The sequence below is a fragment of the Brevundimonas intermedia genome, from assembly GCF_004614235.1.
Lineage (GTDB): Bacteria > Pseudomonadota > Alphaproteobacteria > Caulobacterales > Caulobacteraceae > Brevundimonas > Brevundimonas intermedia_A.
The window spans coordinates 693,714-714,968 of the sequence record NZ_SPVH01000006.1 but is presented as its reverse complement, the minus strand read 5'-3'; the positions used below and the strand labels follow the sequence as shown (position 1 = coordinate 714,968).

Annotated in this window: 22 protein-coding genes, 1 tRNA gene and 1 riboswitch; of the genes, 12 read left to right on the top strand and 11 right to left on the bottom strand. The window is 68.6% G+C overall.

What is annotated here, in order from left to right; all coding sequences use genetic code 11:
- The gene (locus EGY25_RS09790) at window positions 1-825 is read left to right on the top strand and encodes a DUF3298 and DUF4163 domain-containing protein (protein WP_135194787.1); all 825 of its coding nucleotides are present in this window, start codon (window positions 1-3) and stop codon (window positions 823-825) included.
- A gap of 205 nt (window positions 826-1,030) precedes the next feature.
- Here the strand turns inward: EGY25_RS09790 and EGY25_RS09785 are convergent, their stop codons facing one another.
- The 3 genes from EGY25_RS09785 to EGY25_RS09775 are packed head-to-tail and all read right to left on the bottom strand — an operon-like array spanning window position 1,031 to window position 2,601.
- A complete protein-coding gene (locus tag EGY25_RS09785; RefSeq protein WP_245159425.1) occupies window positions 1,031-1,957 on the bottom strand; it encodes an alpha/beta fold hydrolase in 927 nt (308 codons plus the stop codon).
- Between the two features lie 39 nt (window positions 1,958-1,996).
- Window positions 1,997-2,197: a helix-turn-helix transcriptional regulator gene (locus EGY25_RS09780; RefSeq protein ID WP_039244155.1), complete on the bottom strand. Its 201-nt coding sequence runs from the start codon at window positions 2,195-2,197 to the stop codon at window positions 1,997-1,999.
- Window positions 2,194-2,601, bottom strand: coding sequence for a hypothetical protein (locus tag EGY25_RS09775; RefSeq protein ID WP_135194786.1), 408 nt, complete (start codon window positions 2,599-2,601; stop codon window positions 2,194-2,196). Before EGY25_RS09775 ends, EGY25_RS09780 begins: the two co-directional genes overlap by 4 nt.
- 127 nt (window positions 2,602-2,728) lie before the next feature.
- Here EGY25_RS09775 and EGY25_RS09770 point away from each other — a divergent pair, with 127 nt between their 5' ends.
- Both EGY25_RS09770 and EGY25_RS09765 read left to right on the top strand, forming a co-directional pair.
- Complete coding sequence (locus EGY25_RS09770) at window positions 2,729-3,676, top strand: fatty acid desaturase family protein (RefSeq protein ID WP_135194785.1); 948 nt, start codon at window positions 2,729-2,731, stop codon at window positions 3,674-3,676.
- Window positions 3,673-4,323: a class I SAM-dependent methyltransferase gene (locus EGY25_RS09765; protein WP_135194784.1), complete on the top strand. Its 651-nt coding sequence runs from the start codon at window positions 3,673-3,675 to the stop codon at window positions 4,321-4,323. The genes EGY25_RS09770 and EGY25_RS09765 overlap by 4 nt, the downstream gene beginning before the upstream one ends.
- Here EGY25_RS09765 and EGY25_RS09760 read toward each other — a convergent pair.
- Window positions 4,320-4,874: a type 1 glutamine amidotransferase domain-containing protein gene (locus EGY25_RS09760; protein ID WP_135194783.1), complete on the bottom strand. Its 555-nt coding sequence runs from the start codon at window positions 4,872-4,874 to the stop codon at window positions 4,320-4,322. The genes EGY25_RS09765 and EGY25_RS09760 overlap by 4 nt on opposite strands.
- 106 nt (window positions 4,875-4,980) lie before the next feature.
- On the opposite strand from EGY25_RS09760, the gene EGY25_RS09755 reads away from it, so the two are divergent.
- From EGY25_RS09755 to EGY25_RS09740, 4 genes are all read left to right on the top strand, one after another.
- Window positions 4,981-5,370, top strand: a complete 390-nt coding sequence (locus tag EGY25_RS09755) for a hypothetical protein (protein WP_135194782.1) — start codon at window positions 4,981-4,983, stop codon at window positions 5,368-5,370.
- A gap of 88 nt (window positions 5,371-5,458) precedes the next feature.
- Entirely contained in the window at window positions 5,459-6,310 is an 852-nt protein-coding gene (ypfJ, locus tag EGY25_RS09750; RefSeq protein WP_135194781.1) for a KPN_02809 family neutral zinc metallopeptidase, read from the top strand.
- A 36-nt stretch (window positions 6,311-6,346) separates the two neighbouring features.
- On the top strand, window positions 6,347-7,984 hold the full coding sequence (pgm, locus tag EGY25_RS09745) for a phosphoglucomutase (alpha-D-glucose-1,6-bisphosphate-dependent) (protein ID WP_135194780.1): 1,638 nt from the start codon (window positions 6,347-6,349) through the stop codon (window positions 7,982-7,984).
- Window positions 7,985-7,988: 4 nt separating this feature from the next.
- Entirely contained in the window at window positions 7,989-8,447 is a 459-nt protein-coding gene (locus tag EGY25_RS09740; protein WP_135194779.1) for a hypothetical protein, read from the top strand.
- 3 nt (window positions 8,448-8,450) lie between these two features.
- Here EGY25_RS09740 and EGY25_RS09735 read toward each other — a convergent pair whose 3' ends face one another.
- Window positions 8,451-9,239, bottom strand: coding sequence for a TSUP family transporter (locus EGY25_RS09735; RefSeq protein ID WP_135194778.1), 789 nt, complete (start codon window positions 9,237-9,239; stop codon window positions 8,451-8,453).
- A 47-nt stretch (window positions 9,240-9,286) separates the two neighbouring features.
- Window positions 9,287-10,312: a retropepsin-like aspartic protease gene (locus EGY25_RS09730; RefSeq protein WP_245159424.1), complete on the bottom strand. Its 1,026-nt coding sequence runs from the start codon at window positions 10,310-10,312 to the stop codon at window positions 9,287-9,289.
- 267 nt (window positions 10,313-10,579) lie between these two features.
- On the opposite strand from EGY25_RS09730, the gene thrC reads away from it, so the two are divergent.
- Window positions 10,580-11,974 (top strand): threonine synthase, encoded by a 1,395-nt coding sequence (gene thrC, locus EGY25_RS09725; protein WP_135194777.1) that lies wholly within the window; start codon window positions 10,580-10,582, stop codon window positions 11,972-11,974.
- Window positions 11,975-11,980: 6 nt separating this feature from the next.
- Here the strand turns inward: thrC and EGY25_RS09720 are convergent, their stop codons facing one another.
- From EGY25_RS09720 to EGY25_RS09710, 3 genes are all read right to left on the bottom strand, one after another.
- Entirely contained in the window at window positions 11,981-12,295 is a 315-nt protein-coding gene (locus EGY25_RS09720; RefSeq protein ID WP_135194776.1) for a CsbD family protein, read from the bottom strand.
- A 498-nt stretch (window positions 12,296-12,793) separates the two neighbouring features.
- The gene (gene thrB, locus EGY25_RS09715) at window positions 12,794-13,747 is read right to left on the bottom strand and encodes a homoserine kinase (protein WP_135194775.1); all 954 of its coding nucleotides are present in this window, start codon (window positions 13,745-13,747) and stop codon (window positions 12,794-12,796) included.
- A 4-nt stretch (window positions 13,748-13,751) separates the two neighbouring features.
- The gene (locus tag EGY25_RS09710; RefSeq protein ID WP_135194774.1) at window positions 13,752-15,488 is read right to left on the bottom strand and encodes a Gfo/Idh/MocA family oxidoreductase; all 1,737 of its coding nucleotides are present in this window, start codon (window positions 15,486-15,488) and stop codon (window positions 13,752-13,754) included.
- Between the two features lie 418 nt (window positions 15,489-15,906).
- A riboswitch (SAM riboswitch) is annotated at window positions 15,907-16,023 on the top strand.
- 75 nt (window positions 16,024-16,098) lie between these two features.
- Between EGY25_RS09710 and metX the strand changes: the two genes are divergently transcribed.
- The 4 genes from metX (at window position 16,099) to EGY25_RS09690 (ending at window position 18,930) form a co-directional block, all read left to right on the top strand.
- A complete protein-coding gene (gene metX, locus EGY25_RS09705) occupies window positions 16,099-17,139 on the top strand; it encodes a homoserine O-succinyltransferase MetX (protein ID WP_135194773.1) in 1,041 nt (346 codons plus the stop codon).
- Complete coding sequence (metB, locus tag EGY25_RS09700; protein ID WP_135194772.1) at window positions 17,136-18,332, top strand: cystathionine gamma-synthase; 1,197 nt, start codon at window positions 17,136-17,138, stop codon at window positions 18,330-18,332. Before metX ends, metB begins: the two co-directional genes overlap by 4 nt.
- A 52-nt stretch (window positions 18,333-18,384) precedes the next feature.
- Window positions 18,385-18,459, top strand: a tRNA-Glu gene (locus tag EGY25_RS09695).
- A 204-nt stretch (window positions 18,460-18,663) separates the two neighbouring features.
- A complete protein-coding gene (locus EGY25_RS09690; protein WP_135194771.1) occupies window positions 18,664-18,930 on the top strand; it encodes a hypothetical protein in 267 nt (88 codons plus the stop codon).
- A gap of 146 nt (window positions 18,931-19,076) precedes the next feature.
- Here EGY25_RS09690 and EGY25_RS09685 read toward each other — a convergent pair whose 3' ends face one another.
- The gene (locus EGY25_RS09685; protein WP_135194770.1) at window positions 19,077-20,021 is read right to left on the bottom strand and encodes a hypothetical protein; all 945 of its coding nucleotides are present in this window, start codon (window positions 20,019-20,021) and stop codon (window positions 19,077-19,079) included.
- Window positions 20,022-20,025: 4 nt separating this feature from the next.
- On the bottom strand, window positions 20,026-21,186 hold the full coding sequence (gene carA / locus EGY25_RS09680) for a glutamine-hydrolyzing carbamoyl-phosphate synthase small subunit (RefSeq protein WP_135194769.1): 1,161 nt from the start codon (window positions 21,184-21,186) through the stop codon (window positions 20,026-20,028).
- Between the last annotated feature and the right edge of the window lie 69 nt (window positions 21,187-21,255).

Sequence of the window (21,255 nt, the reverse complement as noted above, 5' to 3'; positions counted from 1 at the left end):
ATGCCCCACCCCGCCCGCCTCCTGTTGCTGTCCGTCGCCGTCGCCGCGACCTTGGCCGCCTGCCAGCGCAGCGAGGACAAGGCCCCGGCCCAGGCCAAGGCGCCGCCCGCCGCCGCCGCGCCTGTGTCCAACACCCCGGTCGGCTATGACAGCAAGACCCCCTACGCCACCGTCAAACTGACCCTGCCCCAGACGGTCAAGACCACGCCAGCCCTGCACGCCGCCCTCTATGCCGACATGGTGCGCGATCTGAAGCAGTTCGAGGAAGGCGCCCAGGCCGATCTCAGCGAGGCGGGCGGCGGCCCCAACCCCTACGAAAAGACCATCGCCTTTGCTCCAGGAGCGGAGACCCCCAAACTGGTCAGCCTGGCCCGCACCGATTTCGAGTTCACCGGCGGCGCCCACCCCAACACCAGCTTCGCCTCGGTGATCTGGGACAAGACGACCAAAAAGCGGCTGGGCTTCGCCGACCTGTTCCGGCCGGGCGCGGACCTGTCGGTGCTGGACAAGGCCCTGTGCGCCGCCGCCAACGCCGCCAAACAGGCCCGCTCGCCGGGATCGGAGACCGCGACCCTGGACGGCAAGATGTGGACCTGCCCCAAGGCCGTCTCGACCCCGTTCGTCCTGACGCCGGGCACGATGCCGGGCAAGGCGGGAGGCGTCACCTTCCTGATGGGACCGTATCAGATCGGCCCCTATTCGGACGGTCCCTACTGGATCGCCCTGCCGCAATCCACCTTCCGCGCGTTGCTCAACCCCGCCTACGCCGACCAGTTCGACGGCGCCCCCGCTCAGGCGGGCGACGTGACGCCGAAGAACGGCTGAGGCTTGGAAATCCTCCCCCGCCTGCGGGGGAGGGGGACCCCGAAGGGGTGGAGGGGGCGGACGCATCGCCGACCTCCCCATTTCAGATTCGTGCGGTTCTCGCCCCCTCCACCCCGCGGAGCCTGTCTTCGGGCTCGCCGGAGGCGAGACCCGGGGGCGCGGTCCCCCTCCCCGTTTCGCTGCGCTGCTCGGGGGAGGATCTGCATCACTCCGCCAAGAACGCATCCACCAGTTCGGCGAACCGCTCGGGCTGGTCCGCCATGATGAAGTGCCGCGATCCATCGACCCGGATCAGCGTCACGCCCGGCAAAGCCGCATACTCCCGCCCCCACATCCCGTCGGCCAGCGCCGCCGGCGGGCCGCCGTCCGCATCGGCGGCGTACAGCGCCGTCACAGGCGTCGTCATGGCCGCCAGCCCCGGCCGCGCGTCGGTGGTCATCACATCCTTTATCGCCGAGGCCATCGCGTGCCGGTCGGTCGCCATCGACCAGGCCACGATCCGCGCCTGTTCCGACGGCGTCCGCGACAAGGTCCGCGCCGTCGCCTCCTGCTGGGTGCGGAAGCTCGCCTCGTCCGCCCCCAGGATCATACCCGCCGCCTGGTCCGCGAACGGTCGTGCGCTTTCGGCTGTCGCGGTCGGCCCGAACATGGCGCTGTAGAAGGGCAGGGAATCGACCGTCATCACCTGCCCCACCAGACCCGGCTGCTGCTGCGCCAGCAACAGGCCGCTCAGACCGCCCATCGAATGGCCGATCACCGCCGGCCGGTTCAGTCCGGCCTCGCGGATGTAGCGCGCCAGTTCTTCGACCTCGGGCTGGACGAAGGCGCCGTCGCCATGGGTCCAGGGCTCGCCGGCGAACCCAGCCAGTTGCACCAGATGCACCCGGTGTGTCGCCTTCAGCCGATCCGCCGTCGCCCGCCACACCTCGCGCGAGGACGCCAGACCAGGGATCAGGATCACGTCAGGCCCCGTCCCGACCACCTCGACCGACAGCCGGTCCGAGACGAAGGGCGCAACCGCAACTGTCTCCGCTCGCGCTGCAGCGACCGTCGCGCCGGACGTCAGGGCGACGGCCGAGGCCAGGAAAAGGGCGCGCAGCATCGGGCGCGCGCCCGAACGGACGTACATCATCGTCAACTCTCCAAATGTAAGGTTATTCTGACTTTCAGGTCAGCCCGCGTGCGGGTTCTCGAATATCTCTTCGACCGGCCGTTCGAACACGGCGGCGATGCGGTAGGCCAGGTCCAGCGACGGATCGTGCCGCTCGGTCTCCAGGGCGATCACCGCCTGGCGCGACACCCCCAGCGCCTGTCCCATCTGTTCCTGAGTCCAGCCACGCTCGACCCGCAGAAGCTTCAGACGGTTCTTCATCGGCTGGTCTTTATGAAGGACGAAACCACGCCGTACATCGCCCAGAACAAAGGCACGATCAGCCAGGTCTGCATATGCGGCGCCCCGGCGAAACTCTCGCCAAAGCCCCAGAACGTCGCCACGGCCATCGCCAGGCCCGCCGCCACGATGAACTGTTTGGCGGTCACGCCGCGCACGAACTCGTCGCTCTCGCGCATCAGCGCCAGGGTCGCCCAGATCTGGCCGATCACCGGCGCCGACAGCACCGCCGCCAGCCCCCACGCCGCCGGCGTGCCCACGACCTGATCGAACGCGTCCGTCGTCATCATCGATACGCAGATCGCGACATAGGGCACGGAAAACGCCATCGTGCGGAGGATATAGCGTCGGTGCGCGGGCGTTCCGTCTTTCCAGGCAGCAAACATCTTGGCTCTCCTTTTGTAAGGACAACCTGACATCATCCCAATGTCATGTCAACCTGACTTTTTGTCAGGCCTGCCCCACATTGATCCGTTGCTTTTCCAGACGCGCTTCAGGGGCTAAACTCAGCGCATGTCCGCCGCCCCGCGCATCGCCCCATCGGCCCTGTTCACGCCCGAGGGATGGGCGCCGTTCCAGACCCGGTCGGCCTGGGCCGGGCCGCTGCTGGTCGTGCATTGCTGGGCGGTGATCGCGCTGGCGGTGATCGCGGGCGTGCTGATCCCCTGGCTGATCCCGCTGTGCGTCATGATCGTCGGCACGCGCCAGCTGGGACTGGCCATATTGATGCACGAGGCCGCGCACGGCGGCCTGTCCAAGTCGCCCCGCCTGAACGATGTCCTGGGCCACTGGCTGTGCGCCGTGCCGATCGGCGCCAGCCTGAAGGCCTATCGCCCCTATCACCTGACCCACCACCGTTTCGCCCAGCAGGCCGAGGATCCCGACCTGATGCTGTCGGCGCCCTTCCCCGTCACGCCCGGCTCGCTGCGCCGCAAGCTGATCCGCGACCTGACGGGCCAGACCTTCTTCAAGCAGCGTGTGCTGCTGCCGATGGCGCAAGCGCGCTCAAGCAGCCCCAAAGGCGATAGCGCCCATGATTATGGGTCCATCGTCACCGGCCGATCCGTCCTGCCCTTCCTCGCCTTCAACGCCGTCCTGCTGGCCGGCTTCATCGTCGCCGGCGCGTGGTGGGCCTTCTTCGCCCTGTGGCTGCTGCCGATGGCGACCTGGTTTCCGATGGTGACGCGGCTGAGGAACATCGCCGAACACGCCTGCGTCCAGGGCTCGGCCGACGATCCCTTCCGCGCCGCCCGCACCACCCGCGCCTCCTGGTGGGAGCGCGCCTTCATCGCCCCCTACTGGGTCAACTTCCACGCCGAGCACCACCTGTTCATGCATGTGCCCTGCTGGAAGCTGCCGCGCCTGCACCGCGCCATCCACGCCCGGCCCCAGGCTGCGGCCATGGAGGTCGCGCCGGGCTACGTCAGCGTGCTCAAGGCAGTTACGCGCCAGCCTGAATGACCGTCCTCGATCCCGCCGCCTTCATCCGCGCCAACACGCGGCTCCAGCCCGTGCCGCATGCGCCGGAGATCTCGTTGTGGCTGGCGGACGAGATCACGCCGATCTGGCGGCTGACGGAGGAGGAGTTGGGCGAGATGGGCGTGCCGCCGCCGTTCTGGGCCTTCGCCTGGGCGGGGGGACAGGCGCTCAGCCGCTATATCCTGGATCATCCGCACGCGGTGGCCGGAAAGCGGGTGCTGGATTTCGCCGCCGGCTCGGGCCTGGTCGGCGTGGCGGCGATGCAGGCCGGTGCGACTTCGGTCCTGTGCGCCGACATCGATCCCTTTTGCCAGGCCGCCGTCGCCGCCAATGCAAGGGCCAATGGGGTGACGCTGGACTTCACCCAGACCAACTTGCTGGACACCGCCCCGCCGGATGTCGAGGTCATCTGCGCCGGCGACATCTGCTACGAACGCCCGATGACCGACGCGGTCCTGGCCTGGCTGGCCCAGGCCCGCGCCAGGGGAACGCGCGTCCTGATCGGCGATCCGGGGCGCACCTATTTCCCGCGCACGGGCCTGGATTTCCTGGCGGAATACCGCGTCCCGACCTCGCGCGAGCTGGAGGACCAGGAGATCAAGCGGTCCTCCGTCTGGGCCATGCCTTAGGCGTTGTGCCGCCCCTCGCCGAATTCCTCGATCATCTTGGCGTTGAAGGCCGGGATGTCGTCGGGCTTGCGGCTCGTGACTAGGCCCCGATCCACCACCACCTCTTCGTCCACAACGATCGCGCCCGCATTCTTCAGGTCGGTGCGGAGGCTTTCGAAGGACGTCATCGTGCGCCCCTCGACCACCCCCGCCTCGATCAGCAGCCAGGGCGCGTGACAGATGGCGGCGACCGGCTTGCCTGCATCGAAGAAGGCCCGCACGAACTTCACCGCATCCGCATCGGCCCGAAGCAGGTCCGGGTTCGCCACCCCGCCCGGCAGCAGCAGAGCGGAGTAAGACGCCGCATCCACCGCCGCCACGGCCTTGTCCGCCGTCACCGTGTCGCCCGGCGTCAGATGGTCGAAGCCCTGGAAATCGCCGGCCTGCAATGACACGATCTCGACCACCGCGCCTGCATCCTTCAGCGCCTTCATCGGTTCATTCAGTTCGATCAGCTCGACGCCGTCGGTCGCCAGGATGGCGACGGTCTTGCCGGAAAGGGATTGGGCCATGAGAATGTCTCCATTCGAGAGAGGGGTTCGACGCGATGAACCCACAGAAACTCAAAGGGTTGCGGCTCCGCTTGGCGCGAACGGCCTGCGCCCCCACATCCCTTTCATGCGACGCATCCTGACCCTGACGGCCCTACTGGCGACGACCGCGACCCCCGCCCTGGCCCAGACCTATCCCCAGCCCGGACGGCCCTACGGCGCCTATCCGGGCGGCGTCCCTGCGGCCATCGCCGACCAGCATCGCTACGAAAACGACCGCCTGCGCGCCCAATCCCAGTCGAACGCCGACCAGGCCCGCCAGCAACAGATCGAGACCCAGCTTCGCCTGCGCGGCATCGAGGCCGCGCGCGAACCGGCGGCCGCCTACGCCCTGCCGCCCCGCCCCCTCTACAGCCCCGAGCAGGAGCGGGCCTTGCGCCAGTCCGCCGCCGAACGCCGCCAGCAGACGGCCCAGGGCATGAGCCAGATCGACGACTGGCTGGCCCGTCCCCAGTAAAGGCCAATGAAGCGCGCGACCTGACGCATCCCTTCCCTTGCCCCTGCGTTCCGGCCTAGCTTATCGAGCATCGGGCGGAGAACGATACATGCGCTGGCAGGGCGGACGGACAGGCGGCGGCGTCGAGGATCGGCGTGGAATGGGCGGCGGCGCCATCGCGGGCGGCGGCCTGGGCGTCGGGGTTCTGGCCATCATCGGCTATCTCGTCTTCGGCATCGATCCCTCGACCACCACCCAACTGGCCAGCCAGTTCGGCGGCGTCGGCGCGGAGCAGCAACAGGGCGAGGTCGGCACGCCGAAAGACCAAGCTGGACGCTTCGTCGATGTCATCGGCAGCAATATCGATGACGTCTGGTCTCAGAAGCTCGACGGCTACCAGTCACCCAATGTCGTCATCTACGAACAGGGCACCGGAACCGGCTGCGGCTACGGCCAGTCGGCCATGGGCCCCTTCTATTGCCCGACCGACAAGACCGTCTATCTGGACCTCGGCTTCTGGGAGGAGATGGAGACACAGCTTGGGGCCTCCGGCGCCGATTTCGCCCGCGCCTATGTCATCGCCCACGAGTTCGGCCACCACGTCCAGACCCTGACGGGCACCTCCGATCAGGTCCGCCAGGCCCAGCAGCGCGCCCAGGGCGAGGCCGAGGCCAATCAGTATTCCGTAGCCCTGGAGCTTCAGGCCGACTGCTACGCCGGCGTCTGGGCCAGGAACGCCTCGGCCGTCTCCAACGGTCAGGTGGCGCTGGAGCCGGGCGATATCGAAGAGGGCATGAAGACCGCCCAGGCCATCGGCGACGACACCCTGCAACGGCGCGGCGGCGGACGGGTCTCGCCCGAAAGCTTCACCCATGGCTCGTCGGCCCAGCGGGTCGAATGGCTGCAACGCGGCTATCAATCGGGCGACCCTGCGTCGTGCGACACCTTCGCCGGCGCCTGATCGCCCCTTTTTCCGACAACGATTGATTGACTGACGATGCATGACCGCGCCGGCCAGACGGCTCGCCCCGAAGACCTGATCGACCTCGACGCCCTGCTCGGCGCCTATGAGGGCGTGCGGCCGGACATGACCGACCCGATGCAGCGGGTCGCATTCGGCACCTCGGGCCACCGGGGGTCCAGCCTGGACGGCGCCTTCAACGAACCGCACATCCTGGCCATCGCCCAGGCCGTCGCCGAATACCGCGCCACCCAGGGCGTCGACGGCCCGCTGTTCCTCGGTCGCGACACCCACGGCCTGTCCGAGCCCGCCTTCCGCACCACGCTGGAAGTCCTGATCGCCAATGGGGTCGAGGTGCTGATCGACGCCCGCGACGGCTTCACCCCCACCCCCGCCGTCTCCCACGCCATCCTGACCTACAACCGCACGAACGCGCGGAAAGCCGACGGCATCCTGATCACCCCGTCGCACAACCCGCCCCGCGACGGCGGCATCAAATACAATCCACCCTCCGGCGGCCCGGCCGGGGGCGAGGCCACTTCCGCCATCGCCGCCCGCGCCAACCAGTTGATCGAGGGCGGCCTGACCGAGGTCCGTCGCGTCCCCTTCGCCCAGGCCCATGCGACGGCGGGCCGGTTCGACTATCTGTCCGCCTATATCGACGACCTGCCCAGCGTTCTGGACCTTGACGCCATTCAAAACGTCGGGGTCCGCATCGGCGCCGACCCGCTGGGCGGCGCGGCCGTGGCCTACTGGGGCGAGATCGCCACGCGCCACCGGCTGAACCTGACCGTGGTCAATGACGCCGTCGATCCACGCTGGGCCTTCATGCCGCTGGATGCCGACGGCAAGATTCGCATGGACTGCTCGTCGCCCTGCGCCATGGCCGGTCTCATCGGCATGATGAAGGGCGGCGCGTCATACGACGTCGCCTTCGGCAACGACGCCGACGCCGACCGCCACGGCATCGTCACCCCCGACGCCGGCCTGATGAACCCGAACCACTTCCTGGCCGCCGCCATCGCCTATCTGTTCGCCAATCGGCCGGGCTGGGGCGCGGACGTGGCGGTGGGCAAGACGCTGGTCTCGTCGTCCATGATCGACCGCGTCGTCGCCGGCATGGGCCGCCGCCTGCTGGAAGTCCCGGTCGGCTTCAAGCATTTCGTGCCCGGCCTGCTGGACGGATCCGTCGGCTTCGGCGGCGAGGAATCGGCCGGCGCCGCCTTCCTGCGCCACGACGGCACGGTCTGGACCACCGACAAGGACGGTCTCCTCCTGTGCCTGCTGGCCGCCGAGATCCAGGCCCGCACGGGGAGCAGCGCCAGCCAGCTCTACGCCGGCCTGACCGACCAATACGGCGCGCCCGTCTATGCCCGCGTCGACGCTCCGGCGAACCGCACGCAGAAGGCCCGCCTCGCCGCCCTGAGCCCTTCGGACATCACCGCCACCACCCTGGCCGGGCAACCGATCACCGACATCCTGACCCAGGCCCCCGGCAACGGCGAGGCCATCGGCGGCCTCAAGGTCGTCACCGCCGACGCCTGGTTCGCCGCCCGCCCCTCGGGCACCGAGGATGTCTACAAGATCTACGCCGAATCCTTCCTCGGCCCCGACCATCTGGCCACCGTCCAGGCCGAGGCCAAGGCCGTGGTGGCGACGGCCCTGGCGGGCTGACGTCTTGATCGTCCGCCGCTTCGAGATTTTCGCGGACTATTTCCAGTTCTACGTCTGCGACGAAACCTACGTCACCGACACCGCCGCTCTGTGGGCCCCGGCCAGCGACCCCATGCTGGCCGTCGGTCCCGACCTGATCGCCATAGGCACGGCGCGCAACATGCTGGTCCCGGTCGAACTTGAAATCCTGCCCGCCGCGCCGACGCCCGACCTGGACGCCTGTGATCAGGTCCGCGACTGCGGCCTCCGCCTATCCAGCGGCACGCTGATCGTGTTCGGCTGCACCGACGATCCCGATCAAGCCGAACGGATCGTCGTGCCCGCCGGCGACTATGCCGCCCGCGTTTCGCACGGCGGACTGGACACCATCTCCGAAGACGGCCTGGACGGCGACGACCGCTATCGCATCCAGCTCTGGCCCGGCGCGGTGCGTCCGGTGACGGTGGTCAAAGGCCCCGCCTAGGCTTCAGATCAGGCCCTCGACCCACGCCCTCAGCGGGTTGGCGGGATGGGACAGCAGCTTGATCACCATGCCGATGCAGATCACCACCAGCAGCGGCCGGATCAGCTTGGGTCCGAACCGCATGGCCGCGTGCGATCCCAGCCACCCGCCCAGCACCTGACCCACCGCCATGATCAGGCCGATGGCCCACAGCACATGGCCGCCGATGGCGAACACCACCACGGACACCAGATTGCTGGAGAAGTTCAGCGCCTTGGTATGGGCCGTGGCGCGGGTCAGCCCCATCCCCATCAGCGTCACCAGGGCCAGGGCGAAGAACGACCCCGCGCCGGGACCGAAGAAGCCGTCATAGAAGCCGATCCCGCCCGCCACGGTGCCAAAGGCGAAGGGCGTCAGCCGCGCATGGACATCCTCATCGCTGGCCTTGGGTCCGACCAGAAAATAGACCGCGATCCCCGCCAGCAGCAGCGGCAACAGCACCATCAGCCAGGTCGCATCGACGAAACTGACCACCACCGCGCCCAGGGCGGCGCCGATCACCGTGGCGATCAGCGGCCATTTCAGCAGGGCGAAATCGATCCGCCCCTTGCGCCAGAAGGTCCAGGTCGCAGACGCCGTGCCGAAACTGCCCTGGATCTTGTTGGTGGCGATGGCCGCCACCGGATTGATCCCGACCGCCAGCAGCACGGGCACGGTGATCAGGCCGCCTCCCCCGGCGATGGCGTCCACGAACCCCGCCGCCACGGCTGCGGCGAACAACAGGGCGATGATTTCCGGGGCGAACTCGATCATGGCGCGGACCTAGGCCGTTCGCCGCCGCCGATCCAGCCCTGATGTCTTCAGCCCCCGACCGTGATCTCCATCGGCCGTTCCACGAACAGGCCCGGCCCGCCCAGGTCCAGCGCCAGACGCCGATCCTCGAACGCCGCCATCCCCACCAGCGCCTTGGGAAAGCCCGGCACGGCGACGTCGTCATATATGGCCACCGCCGCTTGGCGATACAGTTCGTCGCCGATCGTCAGGGTGCGGACGATGACCGTCTCCGCCCCCACGACGCCGCCCAGGACGATGCTCTGGCCCGGCGTCCGTTCGCGCCCGTCCAGCAGCCCCGCCGCCTGCGCCGTCTCGCGCGTCACGGCCAGCACCGCCGAGGCGCCGGTGTCGATCACCGCATTGACCGTCGCCCCCTCGACCGTGATCGCCGCCTGCAGCGCCTTGCCCGCGCGGGTCACCGAGATGGGCGCCAGCGACGACGGCGGCGTCCAGCCTTCTCGCGCCAGGAACCTGATCCGATGCTCGGCCGTATCCAGCTCCAGCACCAGTTCGCGCAGCACGTCCTGGCCCAGGATCAGCGCCGCCCCCAGCCCCTGCTCGCTGGCCAACGGTCCCAGCCCCAGGATCGCCGCCCGCAACCCGTCCAGCCGCATCTCACCGATGACGATGTCCAGCGTCGTCCCGCGCCCGACCTGCGCATCGCCGCCGACGCCATAGGCCACCATCGGAATATTGAAGACGTTCGTCAGCCCCAACGTCTCGACCAGCGACCGGTCGATAACCGAATACTGAGCCCCGGAATCGATCAGCGCCCGCACCGGCTTTCCGTTGACCATGACCTCGACTGTCGGCGTCGGTGCGCGCGGCTCGGCATAGGGCAGCCAGCCGGTCGATCCGCCCGCCGCAAAGACGACGGACGGCCCCTTCCACACCACATGGTCGCGCAGCCACCAGGCCCCGCCCACACCACCGGCGACCAGCCCCAGCCGGATCAGAAGATCGCGTCGTCTCATGCCCCAGACATGGACCGTCGCGACGACCGGCGCCAGCGGGGGAATGGTCGCAACGACGTCGCCCCCCCAATCCGTCATCCTCGCCCTTGTGGCGAGGATCCAGACTCACGGTGTTTCCGCAGCGCGCTCCACCTTCGTGCACCGGGAGTCTGGATCCCAGGGACAAGCCCTGGGATGACGGACTTGAGCAGTAGAAGCCGAGGCATGAAATTGTCGGCCACCCATCCATTTGCCTCCCTTCCCGCGCCAACCCTGCCACAACCCTGCAAAACCCGACAATTTACTCCCCAGAACAACCAGAAACCGGGTGACGCAGCTTCTTCCGCTGGCTACCACCAAACCATCATGAACACCTCCAGCGCCCGCTACATCTCGACCAGAGGCCAATCGCCCGACTCCAACTTCGCCGACGCCCTGCTGCGCGGCATCGCCCCCGACGGCGGCCTCTATATGCCGACCGCCTGGCCGACCCTGTCGCCCGAAACCTGGACCGGAAACGCCGACTACAAGTCCATCGCGCTCCAGGCCATCGCCCCCTTCATCGGCGACGCCCTGCCCGTCGGCGCCCTGGACCGCGCCCTGGATCGACTGACCGCCGGCTTCGACCACCCGCTGGTCACGCCCCTGGTCGAGCTGGAGCCCGGCCTGTTCGTGCTGGAGCTGTTCCACGGCCCGACCGCCGCCTTCAAGGACCTGGCGATGCAGTTGGTCGCCAGCCTGACGGACGAGGCCCTGGCCGCCTCGGGCGAGCGCCTGACCATCCTGACCGCCACATCCGGCGACACCGGCGCCGCCGCCGTGCGCGCCTTCGCCGGCGCCAAATCCGTCGATCTGGTCGTGCTCCACCCGCTGGACCGCGTCTCGCCGATCCAGCGCAAACAGATGACCACGGTCGAGGCCGACAACGTCCTGAACCTGGCCGTGCGCGGCGACTTCGACGATTGCCAGCGCCTGGTGAAGAGCCTGCTGGCGGACGAAAACCTGCGCCAACGCGGCCGCCTGTCCTCGGTCAATTCGATCAACTGGGCGCGGCTGGCGGGCCAGATCCCCTACTATGTCTCCGCCACCGCCCAGCTGGGTGAGGCGGCGACCTTTGTCGTGCCGACCGGCAACTTCGGCGACGCCTTCGCCGGCATCGCCGCCACCAAAATGGGCCTGCCGTCCAACGGCTTCGTCGCCGCCGTGAACCAGAACGACGCCCTGGCCCGCGCCATCAATGACGGCGTCTATTCGCGCCGCGCGGCGGTCGAAAGCGGCAGCGTGTCGATGGATGTGCAGGCGCCGTCCAACTTCGAACGCCTGGTGTTCGAGGCGACCGGCCGCGACGCAGAGGCCACCCGCCCCGTGTTCGAGACCTTCGCCCGAGACGGCGCCGTCGCCTTCGATCCCGCCCTGCTGGAGCGCTTGCGCGCCCAGGTTTCGGCCGTCTCCATAGACGAGACCGAAACCCGCGCCGAAATCGCCCACGCCTACGAGACCTGGGGCCGCGTCGTCTGCCCGCACACGGCCGTGGCCCTCGCCGCCGCCCGTCGCCAGGACCGCTCCAAAGGCCCCGTCGTCGCCCTGTCTACCGCCCACCCGTCCAAGTTCGGCGCCTTCGTCTCCGACGTCCTGGGCTTCGAACCCGAACCCGCAAACGTCATCGCCGCCCTGGGCGACAAGCCCGAGCGGTTGACGGTGATCGATGGAACGATGGAGGCGGCGGTGAACGCCGTGGCGGCCTTTTCAGGCCGCCACTAAACGCTTCTAGCGACGACCGCCGCGGGTCAGCATGCCCAGCAGCATCAGGCCGACGCCGGCGACCGACAGGGTCGTGACCAGCGGGCGCTTGCGGGCTTCGGCGGCGACGGTGCGGGCCTTGTCGCGATAATCGGCAGGCACCTTGTCGACCAGGCGATCGACCGAATCCATCGCCTTGCCGAAGGTTTCCAGCGAACGGCCCTTGGCGTCGTTATAGGCGCCTTCGACCTGCATCTTCTGGTCGCCGACCAGATTGCCGAAAGCCTTCTGCGCCTTGCCTTGAGCTTGCGAGGCGGCGCCGTTGATTTGTTCGTCGGTCATGGTGTCATCCTTGGGGAGAGAGCGGCGTTCTCGCCGTTGCTGCATCAAAAGCCCGGTGACGCTTTCGGTTCCAGCGACCTGCCGACGCAGGCAGCGCGATCCTTTCCCTCCCCGTTCGGGGAGGGTGGTCGCACAGCGACCGGGTGGGGGCGGCTCGGCAGGGACGCAGATGCTGGATCGGCGACGGATCTGTGGAAGGTCACTCGGCCGCCCCCACCCGACCTCGCCTGCGGCTCGGCCACCCTCCCCGAACGGGGAGGGAAAGGGACGCCGCATCCCTCCTATTTTCGCAATCGAGGCGTCACGATTTCAATGGCTTGTCGGCCTCCGGCGGCAATCGACCATCCAACCCCAAAACCGTGAGACACTGCCCCTCCGGTCTTTGACATCGCCACCCACCCAATTGCACCGTCTTGCACTTTGCACGCGTTTTCCGGGTGCAGTACAATTTCCAGATTGAGACGAAGTGCACACATTGCACTGTGTTTTTCGCCTGTCTCAGGCCGGCTCCACCGCCCGCCAGTGGTCCATGCGACGCAGGAAGACCGCCGGATCCTTGGGCGTCACCAGGTTGGCCGGGTCGTGGAAGATTCGGTCGTGCAGCCGCGTCACCGTGAACCTCAGCGCCGCCGCCTCGCCCAGCCGCGGCAGGGCCTCACGTTCCGCCGCAGTCAACGGCCGCACCATCTCGTAACCCCGCTGGAACGCCGCCAAGGCCTCGGGGATGGCCCGCCCCTCGGCGTCGAACCCCCAGGCCGACAGGGCGATGGCCAAGTCGTAGGCGAAGGCGCCGGTGCAGCCGAAATAGAAGTCGATGACCGCCGACACAGTCCCGTTTTCGAACAGGATGTTGTCAGGGAAATAGTCGGCATGGATCGCTCCGCCCGGCAAATCGTCCGTAAACGGATCGCCCAGCCGCGCCAGCGCCGCCTCGACCCGGTCCAGCAGCCCCCCATCCTCGACTGACGCCCTCGCCGCGCCCCCCGCACAACGATCCGCCAGCCTGCGCCACATGGCCGGTCCGACCGGGTTGTCGCGCCCCAGTTCGAAATCGGCCGCCGTCAGATGCAGCCGCGCCAGCACCGCCCCGGCCGCCGCCTGATCGGCCGCAGACGGCGAGCGCAGCCAGGCGCCGGTCTTCCATTCGATCACCGCCGCCGCCCGGCCGTTCAGCCGCCCCAGCCAACCGCCCGCCCGGTTCTCGATGGGCGTGGGGCACGCAAAGCCCCGCCCCGCCAGATGCGCCGTCAGCCCCAGGCAGAACGGCAAGGACGCCTCGTCCGTCCGCCCCTCGAACAGGGTCAGGACGAACCGGCCGCTCGTGGTGTCCAGCCGATAGTTGGTGTTCTCCACCCCCTCGGCGATGGCCGTCAGTTCGACCACTTCGCCGATGTCGTATGCGGACAGGAACCCACTGGCCTGGGCCAGGGAAACGGGGGTGAAGACGGCCATGGGTCTAGTTTAGGCCCGCATCGGCGCGGCGCGCACGCACGATCTCGGCCAGGTCCGCCATGATGCTCTCGGTGGTGGCCCAGCGCCCGGCGCCCCGGCCCCGGCAACGCCACACCCGGCCGTCGGCCCCGTAGACCTTCAGCGCATTGCCCTCGCCGCGCAGATTGGAGAACAGCGGATCGCCGTGGTCGGCACCCAGCGTGACCGAGGCCTGGATCGCCCCATCCCTCAGATGGGCGGCGCCGATCTGGCGCACCCCGCCCTCGGCCGAGGTCGCCTCGGTCAGGTGGTCGCGCGGCGCCTCGCCGTCGGGCGAGCGGCCGAACGCCTCGTGGCACAGCAGCCGCACCTTGGCGGCCGCATCCAGACCTTCAAGGTCCGACGACGGATCCTCTTCCGCAAAGCCCGCCGCCCGCGCGTCGGCCAGGGCCTCGTTGAAGGCCGCGCCGTCGCCCAGCCGCTCCAGCATGAAGTTGACCGTGCCGTTCAGCACCGCCTCGAACCCGACCACCTCGCCGGCCGCGCGGGCGGCGCGAACCGTCTCGATCATGGGCGATCCGCCCCCGACCGAGGCCGACCAGAAGATGCGTCGGCCGTGCGCTTGGGCCAGGGCCTGCAGCCCGCCCGGATCGCGGGCGACCGCCTGTTTGTTGGCGCTGGCCACGTCGCAACCGGCCTCCAGCGCGGCGCGGATCACCGCATGACCCGCCTCGCCTTCCGACAGAGCCTCCAGCACGATGTCGGGCTTCTTCGCCCACAGATCGGCAGGGTCGGCGGTGAACAGCGAGGCCGGACAGGCCACGTCGCGCGCCTTCTTGGGATCTCTCACCAGCACCCCGACCACGTCATAGCGCGGATCAGCCAGCAGCCGCCCCAGCACCCCGCCGCCGACCACGCCACATCCCGCGACCGCCACCTTCAGCGGCGGCAGGGCGGGCGCCGGGCCCGGAGGCGCCGACCTGTCGCCGATGACCGTGCCGTCGGCCCGGTCCAGGGCCGCCACCTCGATCTCGACCCCCCGGCTTTCGCCCAGGTCGATGGCGTCGTGCTGCACCAGCGCCCCGCCCAGCTTGCGCGCCACGTCCCACGACGCGCGGCGATAGCGCAGAGCCGGGGCCGTATTGTCGTTGGGATCGTGGTCGTACAGGCCGTCCACATCCTTGACCAACCGCACCCGCTTCAGCCCCAGTTCGGCCGCCAGGAAGACCGCCGTCAGGTCGGATCCGCCCCGCCCCAGCAGGGCCACCTTGCCGTCGGGCCGCACCGCGCCGAAGCCGGGCACCACCACCACCTCGTGCCGGTCCAGCGCCTGTTTCAGATGGTCGGGCCGCAGGCCGCAGGGGCGCGAATGCTCGGGCTCGCCCTCCGCCACGATGCCCAGCTCGCGCACCGACAGGGCGCAGGCGTCCAGACCGATCCGGTCGCAGGCGATCGCCACCAGGGCCGCCGACTTCTCTTCGCCCAGGGCCACATAGCCGGGCAGCAGGTCGTTGGAATGGGCCAGGCCCAGAGCCCGCGCCTCGCCCAGCAGCCGGTCCGTCGCCCCGCCGAAGGCCGAAACCACCGCCACCACCTTTCGACCGGCCCGCACATGGCCATAGACGGCCGAGGCGACCAGCGGCGCCTCCGCCGGGCTGCGCAGGATGGAAGAACCGAACTTCAGCACGACCACTTCAGGAGCGAGCTGACTGCTGGGATCGAGGCTCTCGGATTTCTCTACGACGGCGAGGGTGGCGGACATCAGGGTTCTCGGAAAAGTCGGGATGGGGTGGGGTGAAATAGAAAAACCCCGCCAGGCGGACCGGGCGGGGTTCGGGTTCTGCGGTTGCCGGGGTTCGGCGCGCTAAACTCGTCCCGCCCGTGAGGGCATGGTGATGGTGGTGGTGCCGGTCGTGCCAATAATCATGCCGAAACGCGTCGCGGCGAGGCCGGCGACGGTGGAAAGTTCGGCGATGAGCGAGCGCTGTTGCACAGGGCAGGTCCGGTTGAAATCTGAGCCTAGGGTGATCAGACCACCCCCATCCTGTCAAGCGACGATGGATGATTTTTTCGCGACAGGCCAATTTCTGCTCATTTCACACCCGGCTGCGCCAGCCAACAGCCGCTAATGGCATGAATTTTCCGCTTGACCGGCGCCGCCTGTTTGATCAACGTAAAGTCACTCATCAAGACCAGCCGAGGGATTAGGCCCTTTGACGCTGGGGCAACCATCGGGTCTCACAGCTCGAAACGGTGCCAACTCCTGCGAGATCCTTCGGGATCGCGAGAGATGAGTGGAGCATCGGCGAGACGACGCTCCACGATCTGTCACCGCATCGAGCCTTGCTGAGCGAGAACGATGCGGAACGACGATGACCCTGGCTGAAACCTCCCTGTTCGAAGACCCCGATTGTCGCATCGCGACAGCCAAGACGCCTTCCCGTGAACGCGGCGGCGCCCGCGACGTCATCGTGCCCATTCCCGCCGACTTCCGCCTGGCCTGGGGCGAACGGCTGAACCAGCCCAATATCGTCGGCCGCCTGCACGGCCGGATCGGCGCGCCCGTCGTCGTCGTCGCCGGCGGCATCTCGGCCGGCCGTTTCGTCCACCGCACCGAGACCAACGGCCTGGGCTGGTGGTCGGGCGCCGTGTCGGTGCGCGGGCCCATCGACCTGAGCCGTTTCCAGGTCCTGGCGGTCGACTTCGCGCCCGGCGCCGAGTTCCTGGAAACCCCCGTCACCATCACCACCCACGACCAGGCCCGCCTGCTGGCCCTGGTGCTGACCCATCTGAAGATCGAGCGCGTCTCCGCCTTCGTCGGCTGTTCCTACGGCGGCATGGTCGGCCTGGCCTTCGCCGAACTGTTCCCCGACTGGGCCGAGCAGCTGATCGTGGTCTCGGCCGCCCACCGCGCCCACCCCCAGGCCACCGCCTGGCGCGGCATCCAGCGCCGCATCCTTCAGTTCGCCGTCGCCGCCGGCCGCCCCGAGGAAGGCGTCGCCCTGGCCCGCGAACTGGCCATGACCACCTACCGCACGGCCGAGGAATTCCACGACCGGTTCGAGACCACCGCGCCCCAGGCCGTCGGCGGCGCCTATCCCGTCTGCGACTATCTGACGGCGCGGGGCCAGGCGTATCGCACCCACACCACCCCGGCCCGCTGGCTGTCGATGTCCGACTCGCTGGACCGCCACAGCGTGACGCCCGAGGCCATCAAGACCCCCGTCACCCTGATCGGCTTCACCTCCGACCGGCTGGTGCCGATCGACGACATCCGCGAGCTGGCCGCGCGGTTGCCGACCCTGTGGCGCTTTGTCGAGGCGCCCTCCCTGTATGGCCACGACGCCTTCCTGAAGGAGGACGCCTTCGTCGGCGACATCCTCCGCGCCGCTTTCAAGGACATCAAAGCATGACTGCCCGCCGCCCCCCCTCGCGTAAGGCCGACCCGCACACCATCGCTGCCCGCACGGGCGTGGATACGGACACGGCCCATGGCGCGGTCATGCCGCCCCTGTATCTGTCGTCCAACTATTCCTTCGCCGGTTTCGAGCAGAAGCGGAAATACGACTACAGCCGCTCGGGCAATCCGACCCGCGACGTCCTGGCCGAGACCCTGGCCGAGCTGGAAAGCGGCGCGGGCTGCGTCATCACCGCCACGGGCATGGCCGCGGTCGATCTGCCCCTTACCCTGCTGGAGCCGGGCGACCTGCTGATCGCCCCGCACGACTGCTACGGCGGCACCTGCCGCCTGCTGAACGCCCGCGCCAGGAAGGGTCATTTCGACCTGCTGCTGGTCGATCAGGGCGATCCCGTCGCCTTCGAGGCCGCCCTTGCGCTGAAGCCCAAACTGGTTCTGGTCGAGACCCCGTCCAATCCCCTGCTGCGCCTGGTCGATGTCGCCGACATCTGCGCCCGCGCCCATGCGGCCGGCGCCAAGGTGGTGTGCGACAACACCTTCCTGTCGCCCGCGCTTCAGAACCCGATCAAGCTGGGCGCCGACTTCGTCGTCCACTCGACCACCAAGTTCATCAACGGCCATTCCGACGTGGTCGGCGGCGCCGTCATCTCGGCCGACGCCGAGGATCACCAGACCCTGGCCTGGTGGGCCAACTGCACCGGCGTGACCGGCTCGCCCTTCGACGCCTATCTGACCCTGCGCGGGGTGCGAACCCTGTTCGCCCGGATCGAGCGGCAACAGGCCACGGCGGGCAAGATCGCCGAGCTGCTGGACGCCCACCCGGCTGTGAAGGTCGTCCACTATCCCGGCCTGAAGTCCCACCCCAACCACGCCCTGGTCGCCGCCCAGCAGGCCGGCCCCGGCGCGATGCTCAGCTTCGAACTGGAAGGCGGCACGGACGCGGTGCGCGACCTGGTCGAGGCGCTGGAGATCTTCACCCTGGCTGAATCCCTGGGCGGGGTCGAAAGCCTGATCGCCCACCCCGCCACCATGACCCACGCCGCCATGACCCCGGAACAGCGCGCCACCGCCGGCATCGGCGACGGCCTGGTGCGGCTGTCGGTCGGGCTGGAGCATGTCGAGGATCTGATCGCCGACCTCTTCCCGGCCCTGGACGCCGTCATCCCGGCGACGGCGGAGGCGGCGTAACTTTTTGCTTGCAGGAGGGGCCGAACCGGGGCAAATGCGCCGCCCCGGCCGCGGTCCCTTCGTCTATCGGTTAGGACGTCAGGTTTTCAACCTGAAAAGAGGGGTTCGACTCCCCTAGGGACTGCCACCGGACTTTAGATCACGGACCGTCGAGCGATCGCTCCGGACCCGGATTAAGATTTCAGTAACTATTTTGTTCGGAACCGGGCAGTAAGCCTTTCGATTCATGGACTTTTTTCGGACGCACTCAGGAACTATCCACAGAGCCTGTGGTTAACCCGTCGTTAGCTCGGCGCAGAAGCGCCTCTCCCCTCCTGAACCGAGACACTGAATGTTCATCGCCATCGCCCGTCCGGCGGTGGAGCCTCAAGGCCCCGACGCCGTCGCCGTCCCCGGCTCCCCCGCCATCGTCGAGATATCGCCCCGCGCCCTGCACGCGCGCCTGCTGGAAAACGCCGCCCTGCGCCGGATGCGGGGGCTGGAACGCCGCCGCGAACAGCGGCTCGAAGACGCCGACTACTGGCTGCACGCCGCGCCCATGGCGGTTCGCAAAGCCAGCGCCCTGCGCGAAGAGCGCAGCTTCGCGCCCCTGCCGTAAGACGCCGGCCAACACCACAGCCCGTCATCCGCGCCCTTGTGGCGAGGATCCAGACTCCCGGTGCGTCCGCAGGGTGCGCCATCGTCGATGCCGGGCGTATGGATCCTAGGCATTAGGCCTAGGATGACGGAATTGCAGGGGAAAACCTATCGCAGTTCGGGCGTCCGGCGCCTCAGAGAGGCCTTCAGCTTCTCCAGCTTCTGGCCCGCCGACTTGGGCCGCACGCGCTTACGATGCTCCAGCCCGCCGCCCCACAGGGCATGGACCGGCGCATCCAGATGCGGATGGCGGTCGTGCTGATGGACGATGGGGCTGAACCCGCCGTCGGGATTGATCACCTTTCCGTCTGCAAAAGTCAGAGTGTCGCCCGCCGTCAGGCCCAGGGTCGCCACGCGGCCGTAGTTGGGTCGGATCGACGCGCCGACCAGCCCTTGATGGATCGCCATATTGAAGGCGGCCTGGTCCGCGCCGAACGCCCCGCCTATATCCGAACGGGGCGCGCCCGCCAGCGACAGGATCAGTCGCGAAAGGCGCGACACCTCGGCGCGCGGCCCCAGGATCGTGCCGACGCACAGACAGGCCTTTTCGGCCAAAGACGCCGCGATCCCCTCGCCGAACAGGGCGCGCAGGTATTTCATGTTGAAGGCGTGATCGGCCAGCGGCGCCTCGGCCTCGACGAAGGCCTCCAGACCCTCGGGCGCCGGCGAGAAGGGCGCGGCCTGAAAGATCACGTCGCGCACGTCGCAGGCCAGGGACGCGCCCGGACGATCCCCCAGCAGACCGGCGAAGGCGACGAACCGCTGCATCACCGGATGGGGCGCCCATCCGCGCCAGACGGGCGCATCGACGGCGATCACGTCGTGCTGGGCCAGGAAGGCGCGCAGGGCCGGCTCGGCATCCACGACCAAGGCGACCGGACCGCCGAACACGGCCCGTAACGACAGGACGAAGGGCGCGATGTCGGCGGCGTCGTATCCGGTGGCGTAGCCGACCACCACGTCGCCGTCGGGCAGGGGCGCGATGCCGCGTCCGACCTCCAGCGCCTGGGCCAGCCAGTCCAGATAGTCCGACCGGACGGCCCCCTGTTTCATCGCGTCAGCGCGGGCCCATCAGGTCGGCGAACCGGTCGAACAGATACAGGCTGTCCGCCGGGCCGGGCGAGGCCTCAGGGTGGTGCTGGACGCTGAAGATCGGCTTGTCCTTGACCGCGATGCCGCAGTTGGTGCCGTCGAACAGGCTGACGTGGGTTTCGGTCACGGCGTCGGGCAGGCTGTCGCGATCGACGGTGAAGCCGTGGTTCATCGACACGATCTCGACCTTGCCGGTGGTCAGGTCCTTGACCGGATGGTTGGCGCCGTGGTGGCCCTGTTCCATCTTCACCGTCTTGGCGCCCAGGGCCAGGGCCAGCATCTGGTGGCCCAGGCAGATGCCCATCAGGGGCTTGCCGCTGGCGACCAGTTTCTGGATTTCCGGCACGGCGTATTCGCCGGTCGCGGCCGGATCGCCCGGACCGTTGGACAGGACGACGCCGTCAGGATTGCGGGCCAGAACCTCTTCCGCCGTCGTGGTCGCCGGGACCACGGTGATCTTGGCGCCGGTCGAGGCCAGGGCGCGAAGGATGTTGCGCTTCACCCCATAGTCGATGACGACCACGGACTTGCGGCCTTCAGTCTTCGGATGACCTTCCGGCCATTCCCACAGACCCTCGTCCCATTCGAACGCCTGAAGCGTCGAGGCGGGCTTGGCCAGGTCCAGACCGACCAGGCCGGTCCAGGCGCGGGCCTGGGCGATCAAAGCGTCCAGGTCGAATTCGCCGTTCGGATCATGGGCGATGACCGCGTGCGGGGCGCCCTTGTCGCGGATGATCTTGGTCAGGGCGCGGGTGTCCACGCCGGCCAGACCCACCACGCCGCGCCGCTTCATCCAGTCGTCGAAACTGGCGTCCGAGCGATAGTTGGCCGGATCGGTCGGCACGTCGCGGAAGATGGCGCCCCGCGCCGAGGTGTCCGAACCGCCGCCGATCTGTTCGATGTCTTCCACGTTCGTGCCGGTGTTGCCGACGTGGGGGAAGGTGAAGGCCAGGATCTGGCTCATATAGGACGGGTCGGTCAGGATTTCCTGATAGCCGGTCATGGCGGTGTTGAAGACCACCTCGCCCAGGGCCGAACCGACCGCGCCGACGCCGATCCCCTGCAGGACCGTGCCGTCAGCGAGCGCGAGGACGCCGGTGGCGCCCGGAAGTAGCTTGGTCGTCATGGGCGCGCTCCTAAAACCGAATCCGGCCGATACGAAGGCCGGAGGCAAACGGCGGCGTCGTTAAGCCCT